The organism is Brevibacterium album DSM 18261 (assembly GCF_000426445.1).
GTDB classification, from domain to species: Bacteria; Actinomycetota; Actinomycetes; order Actinomycetales; family Brevibacteriaceae; genus Brevibacterium; species Brevibacterium album.
In genome coordinates this window covers 787,521-803,037 of the sequence record NZ_AUFJ01000009.1, presented here as the reverse complement: position 1 = coordinate 803,037, position 15,517 = coordinate 787,521, and the positions used below count along the sequence as shown (strand labels likewise).

12 protein-coding genes are annotated in these 15,517 nt (G+C 72.8%); 6 read left to right on the top strand and 6 right to left on the bottom strand.

Annotated elements, in window-relative coordinates:
* The first annotated feature begins 6 nt into the window (after positions 1-6).
* Genes K318_RS25195 through K318_RS0103630 form a run of 3 tightly spaced genes read left to right on the top strand, consistent with a single transcriptional unit; the run spans position 7 to position 4,362 of the window.
* Positions 7-2,442: an ATP-binding protein gene (locus K318_RS25195; RefSeq protein ID WP_084499587.1), complete on the top strand. Its 2,436-nt coding sequence runs from the start codon at positions 7-9 to the stop codon at positions 2,440-2,442.
* A complete protein-coding gene (locus tag K318_RS25725; protein WP_029088475.1) occupies positions 2,439-3,512 on the top strand; it encodes an enoyl-CoA hydratase-related protein in 1,074 nt (357 codons plus the stop codon). The genes K318_RS25195 and K318_RS25725 overlap by 4 nt, the downstream gene beginning before the upstream one ends.
* Before the next feature lie 22 nt (positions 3,513-3,534).
* Positions 3,535-4,362, top strand: coding sequence for a TetR/AcrR family transcriptional regulator (locus K318_RS0103630; protein ID WP_156913756.1), 828 nt, complete (start codon positions 3,535-3,537; stop codon positions 4,360-4,362).
* A 203-nt stretch (positions 4,363-4,565) separates the two neighbouring features.
* Here the strand turns inward: K318_RS0103630 and K318_RS25435 are convergent, their stop codons facing one another.
* The 3 genes from K318_RS25435 to K318_RS0103615 form a co-directional block, all read right to left on the bottom strand.
* Positions 4,566-5,495: a YggS family pyridoxal phosphate enzyme gene (locus K318_RS25435; RefSeq protein WP_029088473.1), complete on the bottom strand. Its 930-nt coding sequence runs from the start codon at positions 5,493-5,495 to the stop codon at positions 4,566-4,568.
* Between the two features lie 52 nt (positions 5,496-5,547).
* On the bottom strand, positions 5,548-5,946 hold the full coding sequence (locus tag K318_RS23430) for a hypothetical protein (protein WP_051297446.1): 399 nt from the start codon (positions 5,944-5,946) through the stop codon (positions 5,548-5,550).
* Between the two features lie 73 nt (positions 5,947-6,019).
* A complete protein-coding gene (locus tag K318_RS0103615; protein WP_029088472.1) occupies positions 6,020-7,009 on the bottom strand; it encodes an LLM class flavin-dependent oxidoreductase in 990 nt (329 codons plus the stop codon).
* 297 nt (positions 7,010-7,306) lie between these two features.
* Between K318_RS0103615 and K318_RS0103610 the strand changes: the two genes are divergently transcribed.
* Positions 7,307-9,457 (top strand): NHL domain-containing thioredoxin family protein, encoded by a 2,151-nt coding sequence (locus tag K318_RS0103610; RefSeq protein WP_029088471.1) that lies wholly within the window; start codon positions 7,307-7,309, stop codon positions 9,455-9,457.
* Between the two features lie 18 nt (positions 9,458-9,475).
* On the opposite strand, the gene K318_RS19140 is transcribed toward K318_RS0103610, so the two are convergent.
* Genes K318_RS19140 through K318_RS0103595 form a run of 3 tightly spaced genes read right to left on the bottom strand, consistent with a single transcriptional unit; the run spans position 9,476 to position 13,342 of the window.
* The gene (locus tag K318_RS19140) at positions 9,476-10,498 is read right to left on the bottom strand and encodes a hypothetical protein (protein WP_156913755.1); all 1,023 of its coding nucleotides are present in this window, start codon (positions 10,496-10,498) and stop codon (positions 9,476-9,478) included.
* On the bottom strand, positions 10,480-11,838 hold the full coding sequence (locus K318_RS0103600; protein WP_156913754.1) for a hypothetical protein: 1,359 nt from the start codon (positions 11,836-11,838) through the stop codon (positions 10,480-10,482). The genes K318_RS19140 and K318_RS0103600 overlap by 19 nt, the downstream gene beginning before the upstream one ends.
* Before the next feature lie 19 nt (positions 11,839-11,857).
* Complete coding sequence (locus K318_RS0103595) at positions 11,858-13,342, bottom strand: LPXTG cell wall anchor domain-containing protein (protein WP_156913753.1); 1,485 nt, start codon at positions 13,340-13,342, stop codon at positions 11,858-11,860.
* 358 nt (positions 13,343-13,700) lie between these two features.
* Here K318_RS0103595 and dcd point away from each other — a divergent pair, with 358 nt between their 5' ends.
* Together dcd and K318_RS19135 are read left to right on the top strand one after the other, a co-directional pair.
* Positions 13,701-14,345: a dCTP deaminase gene (dcd, locus tag K318_RS0103590; protein WP_029088468.1), complete on the top strand. Its 645-nt coding sequence runs from the start codon at positions 13,701-13,703 to the stop codon at positions 14,343-14,345.
* Positions 14,342-15,406, top strand: a complete 1,065-nt coding sequence (locus K318_RS19135) for a hypothetical protein (protein WP_051297443.1) — start codon at positions 14,342-14,344, stop codon at positions 15,404-15,406. Before dcd ends, K318_RS19135 begins: the two co-directional genes overlap by 4 nt.
* Positions 15,407-15,517: the final 111 nt, after the last annotated feature.

Sequence of the window (15,517 nt, the reverse complement as noted above, 5' to 3'; positions counted from 1 at the left end):
GCCGGTATGACTGCTCAGCCCTCTCCCCTCACCCGAGTCCTCGTCGCCAACCGCGGTGAGATCGCCCGCCGCGTCTTCGCGACCTGCCGGGCCCGCGGGATCGGTACGGTGGCCGTGTTCTCCGATGCGGACGCGGACGCCGCCTTCGTCTCCGAGGCCGATGCCGCCGTGCGCCTGCCCGGGACCTCTCCCGCGGACACCTACCTGCGCGCGGACCTCGTCGTCGAGGCCGCCCTGCGCGCGGGAGCGGATGCCGTGCACCCCGGCTACGGCTTCCTCTCCGAGAACGCGGACTTCGCCCGGGCCGTGCTCGCGGCCGGTCTCACCTGGATCGGTCCCACGCCCGAGTCGATCGAGCAGATGGGCTCCAAGGTCGAGTCCAAGCGGCTCATGGCCGAGGCCGGCGTGCCCGTCCTCACGGAGCTGGAGCCGGAAACCATCACGGAGGAGGACCTGCCGGTGCTGGTCAAGGCCTCCGCGGGCGGCGGCGGCCGCGGCATGCGCGTGGTCGAGCGGCTCGCGGACCTGCGCGAGACCGTGGAATCGGCCTCGCGGGAGGCCGCGAGCGCTTTCGGTGACGCCACGGTGTTCTGCGAGCGCTACATCCCGGAGGGCCACCACATCGAGGTCCAGGTGTTCGGGGACGCCCACGGCCGGGTGTGGACGGTGGGGGAGCGCGAGTGCTCGGTGCAGCGCCGCCACCAGAAGGTCGTCGAGGAGGCCCCGGCACCTCTCGTGGAGCGCCACGGCTCCGCGATGCGGGAGAGGCTCTACGAGGCGGCGCGCAGTGCGGCGGAGCGGATCGGCTACGTGGGGGCGGGCACGGTGGAGTTCCTCGCCGCGGACGACGGCTCCTTCTACTTCCTCGAGATGAACACCCGCCTGCAGGTGGAGCACCCGGTCACCGAGTGCACGACCGGACTGGACCTCGTGGGCCTGCAGCTGGACATCGCCGCCGGTGCGGCGCTCACGGGGGAGGAGCCCACGGCCTCGGGCCACGCGATCGAGGTCCGCCTCTACGCGGAGGATCCGGACGAGGACTGGCAGCCGCAGTCCGGGCCGGTCCACGAGTTCGCAGTGCCGGGCGCGGTGGTCGCCTTCGCTGTCCCGGGTGCGTCCGGAGCCGGTGGACGGGGCTCAGGCTCGCACGATGATGGTCGGCAGGGCCCTGGGCCGCAGGGCTCCGATCTGCGGGGTCCGGCGCTGCGCCTCGACGCCGGGCTGGAGGCGGGGGAGACGATCACGACGTTCTACGACCCCATGATCGCCAAGGTGATCGGCGTGGGGCCGAGCCGTGCTGCGGCGGCGCGGGTGCTGGCTGCCGGCCTGGAGTCCATGCGCTGGGACGGACCGCGGACCAATGCGGACCTGCTCGTGGCGGTGCTGCGGGAGCCGGGGTTCCTCGCGGGGGAGACGACGACCCGGTACTTCGAGGACCATCCCGAGGTGTTCGGCTCCGGGGCGGACGCGACGGCGGTGGCCGCCGCGGCGGTCGCGGCTGCGGTGGCCGCGGGTGCAGCGGCGGCGGGTGCGGTCGCCGGGCCCGGGGACGTGCTGGTGTCGCCGCTGGCCTCGGGCGCGGTGTCTGCGGCGGCTGCGGCGGCCCCGGTGAGCGCTGCATCCCCGGGCGGCTCTGCGGTTCCGGCAGGCTCTGCGGTTCCGGCAGACGCCTCGGGAGCGGTGAATGGCGGACGCAGCCCGGTGAGCGGTGAGGACGCGCTCGCCCTCGCGATCGCACAGGAGCATCCGCGGCCGGCGGTGGGAGGCTGGCGGCTGTTCCATGCGGACTGGCGCTCGCGCACCTTCATCGTCGACGGCGAGGAGACCACCGTCGAGTACCGCCAGCGGCGGGACGTCTGGGAGGTGAACCCGCGCTGCCTGCGGGAGGGCGCGGACATCCGCGTCGTCGCGGCGACTCCCGGCAGCGTGCGGCTCAGCGTGGACGGCGTCGAACGCCGGTACGCGGTGTCCCGGCGCGGTCGCAGCGTCATGGTGTCCTCCTCCGCGGGGGCGCTGCGGCTCGAGGAGCTGCCGCGCTACACGGATCCCAGCGCGGTCGCAGCACCCGGCAGCCTGCTCGCACCCATGCCGGGCACGGTGCTCCGCGTGGGTGCGGAGGTGGGGCAGACCGTCTCCGCCGGTCAGCCCATCGTGTGGCTGGAAGCGATGAAGATGGAGCACACCATCAGCTCGGACGCGGACGGGGTGCTCGTGGAGCTGCGTGTGGGCGCCGGGGACCAGGTGGACGTGGGCACGATGCTCGCGGTCATCGAGGACCCGCATGCTGACGGCGCGGATGCGGACGGCGGGGCTGGCTCTGCGGAAGCAGCCTCTGCGGCGAACGGTTCGCCTGCGGGCGCGGACTCCGGGTTTGCGGGCGCGAGCTCCGCGGATGCGGGCACGGACGGCGCTGAGGATGCGGCTCAGGGAGGGCGGTCATGAGCCCGGTGCGCTACGAGGTGAGCGGTTCGACGGTGACCCTGGTGCTCGACGAGCCGAGCAACCGCAACGCGATCACGCCGGCGCTGCTGGAGGGGATCGCTTCCGGGCTGAAGGCCGCGGAGGAGGATGCACGTATCCGCGCCGTCGTCCTCACGCACACGGGCAACACCTTCTGCGCGGGTGCGGACCTCAGCGGCGGGAAGCGCGGGAAGCAGGGCAGCGCGGGCGCGGCCCCGACGGAGGGCACAGCCTCGGCGGAGGGAGGACAGTCGGGTGCGGCAGCGGGTGCGCGTGCGGTTTCCGCGGAGGGCGCTGCCGTCCCGCAGCGAGCTGATTCCGGTGGAGGCGATCCTGCTGATCCCACCGCGGAGCAGCGGGAGCGTGGGCGGGCGGCCGCGGACGTGTGCCGGGCGCTGCTGGAATCCCCCAAACCGGTCATCGCCGCGCTCGACGGACATGTGCGCGCCGGCGGTATGGGTTTCGTGGCCGCCTGTGACGTGGTGCTGGCGGGACCGCGCGCCACCTTCGGCGTGAGCGAGGTGCGGATCGGAGTGGTGGCGGCGATGATCGCCCCGCTCGTGCTCGCGCGGCTGGGTGACAGGACGGCGGCGGAGTGGTTCCTGCGCGGAAGTGCGGTGTCTGCGGCTGAGGCCGCCTCGGCAGGCTTCGTCACCCGCGCGGTGCCGGCGGGCGCCGAGGCGGAAGGTGAGGTGTCGGGTGGTGCCGGAGCAGCGCGGACCGCGGCTTCGGCGGCGGGCGGTTCTGGGGCAGGGGCTTCTGAGGGCGGGCACAGTGCGGCAGCGACCACGCCGGCGTACGCGCCCCCGGCCTCGGCCTCCCCGGTGCTGGCGGAAGCGCTGGAGGAGGTGCTCGGGGACCTGCGGAAGGCGGCACCGGCGGCACTCGCGGCCTCGAAGCGGCTGGTCAACCGACGTGTGCTGCGCCGTATGGACGAAGAAGGGGAGGAGATGCTCGACCTGTCCGCCTCGTTCTTCCTCAGCGACGATGCCCGCGCGGGAATGGCCGCGTTCCTCGCGAAGGAGTCCCCGCCGTGGGTCGTGAGCGAATGAGCGCCGCCTACGATGAGGGGTCATGACCACCACGACGCGCCGCGATCCCGCCACCGCTGACAGCACCGCCCACGAGGACGCCTCGGCTTCGGAACGGGGCGCCGCCGGTGGGCAGGGCTCTGCTGGAGGGCAGGGTGCTGCTGGCGGCCTGCGTGCGCCGCAGCAGGACCGCAGCCGGGCGACCCGGGCGCGGATCCTGCAGTCGACCGTCGAATGCCTGGCGACGCGCGGCTGGCAGGCGACCACCACCTCGGTCGTGGCGGAGCACAGCGGCGTGAGCCGGGGCGCTCTGCAGCACCATTTCCCCACGCGCGAAGGTCTGCTGCTGACCGCACTCGAGCACATGTTCGAGGACCGGGTGGCCCGCTACTTCGCACCCCAGAGCGGCGGGACCGCCGAGTCGCAGGAGGGCGGGGGACCGGAGGGCGATGCGCGCAGCGGTGCTGAGACCGGCGCCGGGCCTGACGCGAGGGCGGGCGGCGGCGATTCTGGCGGGGAGCCCGGAGGAGACCGGTTCGAGCAGCTGGTCGAGCAGGTCCTCGACTACTACACCTCCGACCTGTTCAAGGCGGCCCTGCAGATCTGGACGGCTGCGGCGGCTGAACCCTCGCTGCGGGAGAGGATCCTGCCGCTCGAGCAGAAGTTCGCGAAGGACGTCTACGACATGGCGGTGCGCACGCTGCGCGCGGACGTGAGCGACGAGCGGACGCACCGCCTCATCCAGACGACTCTCGACCTGGCGCGGGGGCTGGGGTTGGCGGACGTGCTCAGCGACGACTCCGCGCGCAGGCGCAAGATCGCCAGGTTCTGGGCGGAGGAGCTGCGCTCGATCAGGCGTCTGGAGGACTGACCGCAGCAGTGTGCCCACCTGCTGAAGGTGCGCGTCCGGCGATGCCGGAGTGAGCGCGGCGGACGCCGAGTCCAGCGCCCCTGTATGTGGAGCACATACGTGTGCAGTGATCTGTCCACGCGTATGTGGTCTCTGCGCGCTATTGCCGTTCGGCGTGCGGAAACCGCATGCGTGCAGGGTGCGCGGCGCGGAGGGGCCGCCGGCTACTGCCCCCGTGCCCCGAAGACGCTCGAACCCACCCGCACCATCGTCGCTCCTTCGGCGATCGCGAGCACGTAGTCGCCGCTCATCCCCATCGAGAGCGCGGTCGCGTCCGCCGGCAGTGCGCCGGTCTCGCGGAGGCGCTGGGAGAGTTCGCGCAGGTCCGCATAGGAGGGACGGATCTCCGCCTCCGTGGCGCCGGGAAAGCCGATCGTCATGAGCCCGCCGATCCGCAGGTGCGAGAGGACGCGCACCTGCTCGGCCAGGGCCTCGGCGTCAGCGGGCGCGACCCCGGACTTCGACTCCTCGCCGGAGGTGTTCACCTGGAGCATCACCTCGAGCACGGGTGCGACGGCCCCGGCAGGCGCCATACCGCTGCCGCCGGAGCCTCCCTCCGTGCCCGCGGCCGGTTCGTCCGTGCCGCTCTGCGCATCCGTGCCGTCTTGCTCTCCGGCGCCGCTCGCGCCTTGCCGCGCGCCGGCGGCCGGCAACGTTCCGCGGACGGTCCCCGGCGCCTCGGCGGCGAGTGCGGCGGCGCCCTCGTGCAGGAGGGTCTCGATTCGCGCACTGAGCTTCTGCGCCACCGCGAGATCGTCGATCGACTGCACGCAGGCGGCACCGGCACGCAGTGTGTGGTTGACCTTGTTCTTCTGCAGGGGACCGATGAGATGCGCCTCGTGCGGCACGTCGGCCAGGTCCGGGGCCTTCGCCACCAGCTCCTGGACGCGGTTCTCCCCGATCAGCGTGAACCCCGCCTCCAGGGCGGCCCGGATCCGCGCGGCCGGCTGGGTCTTGGTGGCGAGCAGGATGCGGACGGCCTCGGGCGAACCGTGCGCCTCGCTCGCGGCCGTTCGCACCTTCGCCGCGATCTCCTCGAGTCGGTCGCGGATGGCCTGCGCCTCGGCGGGCGGAAGTGCATCAACGTCAGTCATGGTCCGCATTGTCTCAGAGCAGAACACGTGCTCCGCCGTGGTGTCTGCGGTATCAGCCGCGCGTGCGCCGTCTCCGGCGAGAGCCGATCTCGTCGAGGGAGACGAGGCCGTCCTGCCGCAGGAGCGCGGCCACTGGGCCATGTTCGTCGAAGATGTACGCGCGAGCGAGCAGGTCGTTGAAGCGTTCCGCCGGTTCCGGGTCGGTCTCGGAGACGGGAACCGTGAGCAGGGTGCGGGTGCCGTGGCCGATGAGATGGGCATTGGCGGCGAAGAGTGCTGAACGCTTGTTGCCGTCCTGGAACGGCTGAGCCTTGGCCGCTTCGATGAAGAGGTCGATGGCCGCGCTCTGTGCTGAGCCGATTGCTCGAAAGCCCGTCGAAGACCTTGCCTGCGGAGTAGACCACACCGGCAAGGTCAGCGAGGGTGAGACCGTCCACGGTTCCTCCTTCATGCGGATTCACACAGCCGACGAGCGGCGGCTCCAGGCTCATCTTCGCACGCCACAGGGATGATGGTGCCGGACCTCAGAACCAGTGCTCGGCCAGCAGGCGGAGGGACCGCTCCCGCACCGCGGAGTCGTAGGCATACGTCGTGAGGATCAGTTCGTCCGCACCCGTGCGCTCGACAAGCTCCTGCAACCGGCGCACAGCCGCCTCCGGGGCTCCCACCGCCTTGATCCGCAGCATCGCCTGGTCGCGGCCGCCCTGTGCGGCGAGCTCTGCCGGGTCCACCGGCGGCTGGAGCCTGCGGCGCTGCCCGCGCTGGATGTCGAGGAACATCTGCTCCAGCACCGTGAACTCCCGCTCCGCCTCCGCGTCCGTGGGCGCCACCATCACGTTCACGCCGGCCATGACGTAGGGCTTCTCGATCTGCGCGGTGGGGGCCTCCGTGGTGAAGGAGTTCCGGTAGACCGCGATCGCCTCGTCCAGCTGGTCCGGGGCGAAGTGGGAGGCCACGGAGAACGGCAGGCCCAGCTGACCGGCGATCGAGGCACCGTTGACCGTGGAGCCCAGCACCCAGATGGGCACCTCCGTTCCGGCGGACACGGCGGAGCGGATCGGCACGCTGTGGGCCTGCCCCTCGGGCCCGAACCACCCCTGCAGATCGAAGATGGACTGCGCGAACGCCTGCGGCTCCGCCGAGGAGCGGTTGAGCGCCTGCGCCGTCATCATGTCCGTGCCCGGCGCGCGGCCCAGCCCCAGGTCGATCCTGTCCCCGTGCATGTTCGCCAGCGTCCCGTACTGCTCCGCCACCATGAGCGGCGCATGGTTGGGCAGCATCACGCCACCGGAGCCCACCCGGATCCGCTCCGTGGCCGCCGCGGCCGCGGAGATCAGCAGGGCAGTGGCGCTGGCGGCGAGGTTGTCGGTGTTGTGGTGCTCGGCGAACCACAGCCGGTGGTAGCCGAGCTCGTCCGCGAGGCGCGCGCCCCGCACGGAGGCGGCGATGGCCTCACGGGCGGTCTCGCCCTCGGAGATGGAGACGAGGTCGAGGATGCTGAGGGGAACGGACACGGTGGGGGCCTTGCTTTCGTGGATGCGGATTCGTCGTTGTGGGTCGGCGCGCGCCGGTGCGGGCCTGTGCCGCCCGCTGCCGAGGCGCGATGCTCCTGTGATCGCAACAACTCCGAGCGGCGGTTCCCGTATTCCGGCCGGCGGACGTGGCACTGGACATGCTCACCGACCCTCGACGTCCGCCCGTGCGCGGTGCCGCATGCGCCGATGCCCGCCCGTTCCGTGGCCCTCCGTGCGTGTGAAGCCCCGTGACCGCCTCCGTTCCGCGGATTCCCGGGGAGTGGGAGAATCGTGGGCATGACCGCTCAGCAGCACCCCGCGTCACCCGCCTCCGAGACCGCCGAGGCGAGCCCCGCCTCGGCTGCGCCCGCTCCCGGAGAGGCACCTGCCCCCGCGTCCGCCCGCTCCCGCGGCCCCCGCCTCCGCGCTCCCGAGCTCACCGGCCGCCGCTGGATCAACACCGGCGGGCAGGAGCTGAGCCTGAAGGACCTGCGCGGCAAGATCGTACTGCTGGACTTCTGGACGTTCTGCTGCATCAACTGCCTCCACGTCCTCGACGAGCTCCGGCCCATCGAGGAGAAGTACGGCGACGTGCTCGTCACGATCGGCGTGCACAGCCCCAAGTTCGAGTTCGAGCGGACCGTCGAGGCCGTCGACCAGGCCGTGGAGCGCTACCAGGTCGAGCACATCGTCCTCGACGACCCGGACCTCGTCACCTGGCAGGCCTACACCGCCCGCGCCTGGCCCACCCTGGCGCTCATCGACCCCGAGGGATACCTCGTCGCCTCGCTGTCCGGTGAGGGCCACTCGGCCGGCCTCGCCTCGCTCATCGAGGACCTCGTCGCCGAGCACGAGGCCAAGGGCACCCTCCACCGCGGCAGCGGCCCCTACGTCCCCCCGGAGCCGGCCGAGCGCGACCTCTCTTACCCCGGCAAGGTCGTGCGACTCGCGCACGTCCCCGGCCATGAGGGCAACCTCCTCGTGGCGGACTCCGGTCATCACAGCCTCGTCGAATACGACCCCACCGGCACGCAGATCCTCCAGCGGATCGGCACGGGGGAGCGCGGTCGTGCGGACGGCGGGCTGGACACGGCCCAGTTCTCCGAGCCCGGCGGCATCGCGGAGCTGCCCCGTGAGCTCGCCGCGCAGGTGGGCTACGACCTCGTCGTCGCCGACACCGTCAACCACCTGCTCCGGGGCATCCGCCTGGGCAGCGCGCCGGCGGAGGCCGATGCCGAGGCCGGTTCCGTCACGACCCTCGCGGGCACCGGCGCACAGTTCATGGTGGGCGCCAACGACAACGTCCTCGGTCATCCCGGCGCGCAGGCGCCCTTCGACGCTCCGGCCGCTGAGATCAAGCTCTCGAGCCCCTGGGACGTCCTGTGGTCACCGCAGACCGAGCGGGTGATCGTCGCGATGGCCGGCAACCACACGATCTGGGACTTCGACCCCGTCACCGGCCGCATCCGCCAGCTCTCCGGCACCATGAATGAGGGCCTCCGAGATGCGGAGACCGGCGCCGAGGCATGGTTCGCCCAGACCTCGGGCCTCGCACTCGCAGGCGACGGCTCGATCCTCCTCGCGGACTCGGAGACCTCCGCGCTGCGCACGCTGGATCCGGCCTCGGGCGCGGTCACGACGCAGGTGGGCGTGGGGCTGTTCGACTTCGGGTTCCAGGACGGCCCCGCCGCGGAGGCCCGCCTCCAGCATCCCCTCGGCGTCGCCGCGCTGCCGGACGGCTCCGTGGCGATCGCGGACACCTACAACGGTGCCGTGCGCCGCTACGACCCCGTGACGAACGAGGTGACGACTCTGGCCCGCGACCTCGCCGAGCCCAGCGACATCCTCGTCGTGCGTGCGGGGGATGAGGCGGGATCCGCGGGAGGCGGTGCCCTCGGCACGGACGAGGCGGCCTCGGGCGCGCCCGCGGACCCCGCGCCCACGGACCCCGCAGCCGAGGCCGCTGCGGTCCCCGGCGAGGCCCACCTCCTCGTCGTGGAGTCGGCGGCGCACCAGCTCACGGCGGTGACCATTCCCAAGGAGGCGCAGGTCGTGGCGGAGGGGGCACAGCAGACCTCGCGTCCGGCGACGGAGATCGGCACGGGCACTCTGGACATCGCGGTGGCCTTCACCGTGCCCCGGGGTCAGAAGCTGGACGATCGCTGGGGCGATCCCACCCACCTGCAGGTCTCCTCGACCCCGCCCGAGCTCATCGTCTCCGGCAGCGGCGGCGAGGACGGCCTCACCCGCTCGCTGACGCTCAGTCCGGAGATCGCCTCGGGCGTCCTCCACATCACGGTGCGTGCGGCGGCATGTGACGGCGAGCCCGGCGGGGAGATCCCGCTGCACGCGGCCTGCCACCTCTACCAGCAGGACTGGGGCATCCCGGTGAACCTGGTGGAAGGCGGCGACACCGAGCTGCGCCTCGACCTCCGCGGCACCGACTGAGCGCTTCGCCCACCCCGCCTATTCCGTCTCCTGCGCTCCGCTCGCCAGGCCGGGGGTGAGCGGCACGATGCGGGGCTGTCCGTCCTCGACGGTGACGGCCGCGGTGAACGTGAAGCGGACCGTCTCGTCGAGCTCGGACTCCGCCGCGGTGACGATGTCCCGGTACTTCCCCTTCACCTGGGCGGAGGCTGCGGCCGGGGCCACCACCAGCCGATTCCTCTCCGACTGCAGCCGGACGGCGGGGTAGCTCACCATCTCCCAGGACACCTCGCCCAGGATCTCGTTGTTGGAGTCGTGGCCGAACGTGCAGCCCGCCGGCAGGAGCGTCGTCGCCTTCACGCACTCGTCGAGGTGCGCGTGCACGAGCTCCTCGACCTCCTCGCGCAGCCGGTCCGTGGGTTCGGGGGCGAGGCTGGCCTCGAGCTCCTGGCCCGGCTCCAGCGCCGTCACTCCCTCCACGGCGGAGCGGAAGTACTCCTGCGCGAAGCCCACGTTGTACTCGACCGGGTAGAGGACGGGCAGGCTCTCCCGCCCCACCTCGACGTCCGCGCTGTTGAGCCGGATCGCCGAGGCGCCGTCCACCTCGAGCGCCAGCTGCGGCAGCTCGTCGACGACGATGAGCCAGCGGTGGAACAGCCCCCATGTGCCCTCACCGCGTGTGAGCTCGAACTCCGCGGTGCGGGTGGAGCCGTCGAGGTCGTACTCCGCCGTCACCGATGCGCTGGTGCCGTCCACCTCTGAGCGCAGCACGGTCACCCGCTCGGGGAGGGAAGGCGCTCCGGCGAGGGCCTCGTCCACGAGCGCGCTGCCGTTCTCGACCTCTCCCGTGAGCAGGCGGGACAGTGCCCCCTGCGCATCACCGGCGCCGATGTCGGCGAGGTAGGCGGCCACCGTCCGTGCGGGCGAGTACGCGAAGACGTTGAGCACGGGCACGCTCGCGGCCGTGAGGATGAGGACCACGAGCCCGGCGATCGCCGCAGTCCGCGGTCGCAGCCGCCTTCGCCTCCTCCCGGGCCCGGCAGTCACTCGTCCACCGGCCACGCGTGGATCCGCTCCGTGTCGACCTCCGCCCACAGCCGCGTGCCCATCGTCAGCATCCGCAGCTGCTCGGTCACGCTGCCGCCGAGGCCGGGATGCAGGATCGCCCAGCCGCCGTCGGCGGTGCTCACCGGAGCCGCCGCCGAGGCGCTCTCCGCCGATGCGCCCTCCGCAGGGGGAGCGCCCTCCACGGGGGGAGCGCCCTCCACTGCCGATGCGCCCGCCTCCTCCGCGGCCCCGGCCGCGGCCGTCTGCCGTGCGACCGCGTCCCACGCCCGTCGCGGGGACGCGTCGAGCACATCGGCGACGAGCGGCAGGCCCGCCTCGGTGTCCGCGGGTGAGAGGCGCACCTGGAGTGTGTCGCCTTCGTCGCGCACGCCCACCACGATGACCTCGAAGACCGCCTCACCGGCGAATGCGGGATCGAATTCTTCCGCGGAGAGGGTCACGGCGTCCGTGGGGATCGCAAGGTAGACCTTCCCGTCCAGCTCCGTCCTCCTGCGCACCTGCGAGTGACCGATGCTCAGCCAGCCTCTCCGTGCGAGCCCCGACATCACATTGGCGCCGCCCAGGGCCGCACTCAGGCCCCCGCGGGGCATGCCGAGGATCGTCATCGCATCGCCGGCCTGCGCCACCTGTTCGGCGTCGAGCTCGATGATCCGCGCCCCGAGGACCACCGCATCGACGGGGGAGTCCGTGCTGAGGACCGCGCCCAGCCCGGCAGTGCGCAGCTCGCGCACGAGCGCTGTGCGCAGGCCCGCGCGGAGATGGCCCGGCACCCCGGCGAACGGGGAGGGGAGCACGAGGTGGCTGAGACCGTCCCCGTCCCGCCGCAGACCCAGCAGGTTCGCGGCCGCGACGACGAGGCGGGCCCGGCCCGTGGCGTCGAGCGCATCGAGGCGCGTGCGCGGAGACACGGCCTCGCCCAGTCCGGCGCGCCGGAGGGCTGCGGTCACATGCGTGCGGTCGCGCACACCGGTCCGGTCCCGGAGCCAGGCCCCCACGCGGCGGCGGGAGGCCGGCGGACGGGCGAGCTCCCGCGTCCCGGGCAGCTCGGCGACGGCACGCAGAACGGCGGTGACGTCCTCGGCCCGCCCCATGAGCACGAGGTCGTCACCGCCGTCGAGCGGAGACGCGGACAGCGGGCCGCCGGCGAGCCGGAGGCCGCTCAGGTCGAGGGACCCGGGCGGGCGCACCCCTGGCGAGGGTGCGGAGCCCGTGGTCCCGACGGTCCCGGGGAGCGCCTCGGCGGGTGTGCCGAGAACGCCGGGCCCGGGGGCGTCCTGCGCTGTCGATGCATCTGTCCTGGTCCCTGTCACGGGCGCGGTGCTGCTTTCGTCCACGCCCGCATTATCCCCCGGCTCAGAGTCCTGCGGGGTCAGCGGCCCTGCTGCGGCGGCGCGTGATCACGACCGCTGCCGCACCCACCGCGATGAGACCGGCTCCCAGCGCGAAGCCGGTCAGCTCGGTTCCCGTACGGGGGAGGTCGCTGCCCGAGGCCTCGGCGCGGGAACCGCCCGAGGTGCTCGAACCGCCGCCCGAGGTGCCGGAACCGCCTGCGCCGGACTGCTCCTCGCGGTCATCGGCGTCATCCTGGCCGCCCTGGGCCGGTTCGGCGGCTTCGGTGGTCTCCTCGGCCGCCTCCGAGGTCTCCTCGGCCGGCTGCGGGGCGTTCGGAACCTCGATCTCGCCCTCGTCGTCGCCCGAACCACCGGAGTCGCGCTCCGAGTCCTCGTCGTCCTGCTGCGGGCCGACGCCGCCGTCGCGCTCGACCTCGGTGCCGTTGGTGGTGACGGTGAAGCTGCCCTCGGCCTCGAAGGCCTCGCCGGCGGCGTCCGTGCCGCTCACGTACACGCCGTACCAGCCCAGGACGGGCTCGGAGTCCGCGTGGACGGTGAACACGGCGGTGCCTTCGGCATCGGCTTCCTTCGCGGTGCGGAAGCGCTCCACCTTGCCCTGCGCGTGGGCGATGGCGAGCTCGACCTCCTCACCCGGTGCGGCGTTCTCGACCTCGATGCTCACGCCGCCCTCGTCGTCCCCGAACTCCTCGGAGGTGACGGCGCGGGGCGAGACGGTGAGCGAGACGTCCTCGGCCTCGGGCGTCGCGGTCTCGGTGGGCTGCGGCGTGGGCGAGGCGGACTCCGTGGGAGCGGCCGTCTCCGTGGACTGCGCACTCGGGCTCGCCGTCTCAGTCGGCTCGGCCGTCTGGGTCGGCTCGGCCGTTTCCGTCGGCTCGGCCGTTTCCGTCGGCTCAGCGGTCTCCGTCGGCTCAGCCGTCTGCGTGGGCGTCGCGCTCGGCGTGGGAGCGGCCGTCTCCGTGGGCTGGGCACTCGGGCTCGCGGTCTCGGTCGGCTCGGCCGTTTCCGTGGCGCCCTCGGTCGGCTCGGCCGTTGCGGTCGGGCTCGCGGTCTCGGTGGGCTCGGCCGATTCGCTCGGGGCCTCCGTGGGCTCCTCGACTTGCTCGACGACCTCGAAGCTGACGGGCTCGGTCCGCTTCTCCGTCTCCAGGTCCGTGAGGAACAGCTGGTAGGTGCCCACCGGCACCTTCGCGCCCTCCGTCGCCGTGAAGAAGTAGCGCCCGTTCACCTCGCCCTCGCTCGTGACGGTGAGCTGGGACTCGGGGGTGTACTCGGTGCCGTCCGTGCCGACGACGGTGACGGTCGCCTTCTGGTCGGGGGTGAAGTGCGTGCCGGAGAACCGGATGCCCTTCTTCTCGTCCGCGATGTCCGCCTGGGACACCTGGTCGGACTCCACGATCGCCTCGGGGTCCTCCGCGGACTGCTCCTCGGCGTCCTCGGACTCCTGCGGCGTCGCCTCCTGCGGCGAGGGCTGGTCGGAAGGCGGCAAGGTCGCCTTCGGCGCGGTGAATTCCGGCACCGGAGTGGTCGCGACTGCAGGAACGGCGATGAGGCCGGAGACAGCGGCGGCTACTGCGGGGGCAAGAACAAGACTCTTTGAAGTCTTCACAGTATGTGCCTTTCGGTCGTAGGGACACGACCGCACACGTTCGATCATCCCGGCATCCTCTGGCTGAAAAGGGGAAGACACCACTGTGCGCGGGCGTAGACAGTAGTCCACTGTAGGGCATGGTCGGAGCGGTTTCGAGGAACTCGCGGGAACTACACCGATGGAATTCGGCCCTCCGATTTGCGCACTCATCCGTGCGGGCGTTTCCCGGCCTGATCGGGCCGGGTAGATTGACGGTGTGAGCCTCCTATCCGATCGCGAGATCCGTGCCGAGATCGACGCCGGGCGCGTCCGGCTCGACCCCCATGACCCCGCCCTCGTCCAGCCCGCCAGCGTTGACGTGTGCCTCGACCGGTTCTTCCGCCTGTTCGACAACCACAAGTACTCGGTCATCGACCCGGCCCAGGACCAGCCCGAGCTCACGCGCGCCGTCGAGGTGCCCGCGGACGAGGCCTTCGTGCTGCACCCCGGCGAGTTCGTCCTCGCCTCCACGCTCGAGCTCGTGACTCTGCCCGACGACATCGCCGCCCGCCTCGAGGGGAAGTCCTCGCTGGGCCGTCTGGGGCTGCTCACGCACTCGACCGCCGGTTTCATCGATCCCGGGTTCTCCGGCCACGTCACCCTCGAGCTGTCCAATGTGGCGACGCTGCCCATCACGCTGTGGCCGGGCATGAAGATCGGCCAGCTGTGCTTCTTCCGCCTGTCCTCGCCCGCGGAGAGCCCCTACGGCACCGCCCGCAACCTCAACCGCTACCAGGGGCAGCGCGGGCCCACCGCCTCCCGCTCGCACCTCGGCTTCTACCGCAGCTCCCGCGGCGGGCCGGAGGGCGCGCAGGCGCAGTCCCCGGCGCAGGGGCATCCCGCGGCCGAGGCCGGAGCATGACCGCAGGCCCCGACCCCGCCGCGCGGCTGGCCGCCTTCGCGGGCTCGCACCTGCTGCTGCTCGACGCCGAGCTCGAGCCCCACGACGTCATCAGCCTCCTCCGCAACATCCGCCCGCAGCTGCCCGCGGGCGAGCCCGTGCCCGGCGAGGGCGCGGTGCGCTCCCATCGGATCACCCGGCACTCGCAGCTCGTGGGGCCGTTCCCCGCGGACGCGGAGCTCGCCGCCGGCCTGGGCCTGCCTCCGGGGACCGCGGCCCTCTACGCCCTCGAATGTCCGCGCGACCGCGAGCCGGTGCCCCCGCCGGCCTGGCTGCCGGACGTCGACGGCCTCCTCGCCGCATTCCCCGCCGGGCTGCCGTGCAGGGAGGAGGGGCGCGTGCTGGACGAGCTCATCGCGATCGCCCGCCGCCTCGGCCTCGCCATCCGGCTCGCGGACGAGCCCGCCGCGGCCCCGGAGGAGGAGGCCGCCGAGGCACAGGCCGGCCCGGGTGCCCGGGCTGCCGCGAGCGTCCCCCGCGCTTCGGGTCAGCCCCCGCGGCTCCTGCGCCCGGATCCGGCGCTCACCCCCAACCTGTTCGTCTATTCGGAGTACTGGCTGGACCCCGCCGTGCTGCTGGCGCGCGTGGCGCGCACCGTCCCGCAGGCCCGCCTGCCGAGGCCCCCGGCTCCGCGTGCGCACATCCCGGACGCGCAGGCGCTCGGCACCGGTCTGAGCCCCGACGATCCCGTCGTGCTCGACGGCTACGCGATCGAGGTGCCCCTGGAGGACGAGCTCGGGCCGCGGGCGGGCCGGATCGAGATCCAGGTGACGCTCGAGACGCATCTGCCGACCGTCATCCGCGCGCACTCGGCGGCCTCGGAGCAGATCGTCTACTCCGTGCTCTGGCAGGACGCCGAGGGCCTCGGCCGGCTGCCGACCGCGGATCCGGCGTTCGCGGAGCTGCGCGCCCGGGCGGTCCGCGTGCTCGAGCGCTGCGCGCAGACCATCATGCACGCGGTCGCCGGAGCCGGGGTCGACGAGGCGGGCTTCCTCGTCTCGGCTCAGCAGCTGGGCGACTGAGGCCCGCCCTCCCGCTCCTCGGGTGAGCGCTTCCTGTCGATTCGAGCGCCGCAGACCGACGGGAACCGCTCACTCGGGGGATCGAGGCGGGGCATGATCCTCCTCCCGTTT

Coding starts and splice junctions, on each gene's coding strand:
- K318_RS25725 (WP_029088475.1), top strand. CDS start 2,439: ATGAGCCCGGTGCGCTACGAGGTGAGCGGTTCGACGGTGACCCTGGTG.
- K318_RS23430 (WP_051297446.1), bottom strand. CDS start 5,946: ATGAAGGAGGAACCGTGGACGGTCTCACCCTCGCTGACCTTGCCGGTG.
- K318_RS0103610 (WP_029088471.1), top strand. CDS start 7,307: ATGACCGCTCAGCAGCACCCCGCGTCACCCGCCTCCGAGACCGCCGAG.
- K318_RS25195 (WP_084499587.1), top strand. CDS start 7: ATGACTGCTCAGCCCTCTCCCCTCACCCGAGTCCTCGTCGCCAACCGC.
- K318_RS0103630 (WP_156913756.1), top strand. CDS start 3,535: ATGACCACCACGACGCGCCGCGATCCCGCCACCGCTGACAGCACCGCC.
- K318_RS19135 (WP_051297443.1), top strand. CDS start 14,342: ATGACCGCAGGCCCCGACCCCGCCGCGCGGCTGGCCGCCTTCGCGGGC.
- K318_RS25435 (WP_029088473.1), bottom strand. CDS start 5,495: ATGACTGACGTTGATGCACTTCCGCCCGCCGAGGCGCAGGCCATCCGC.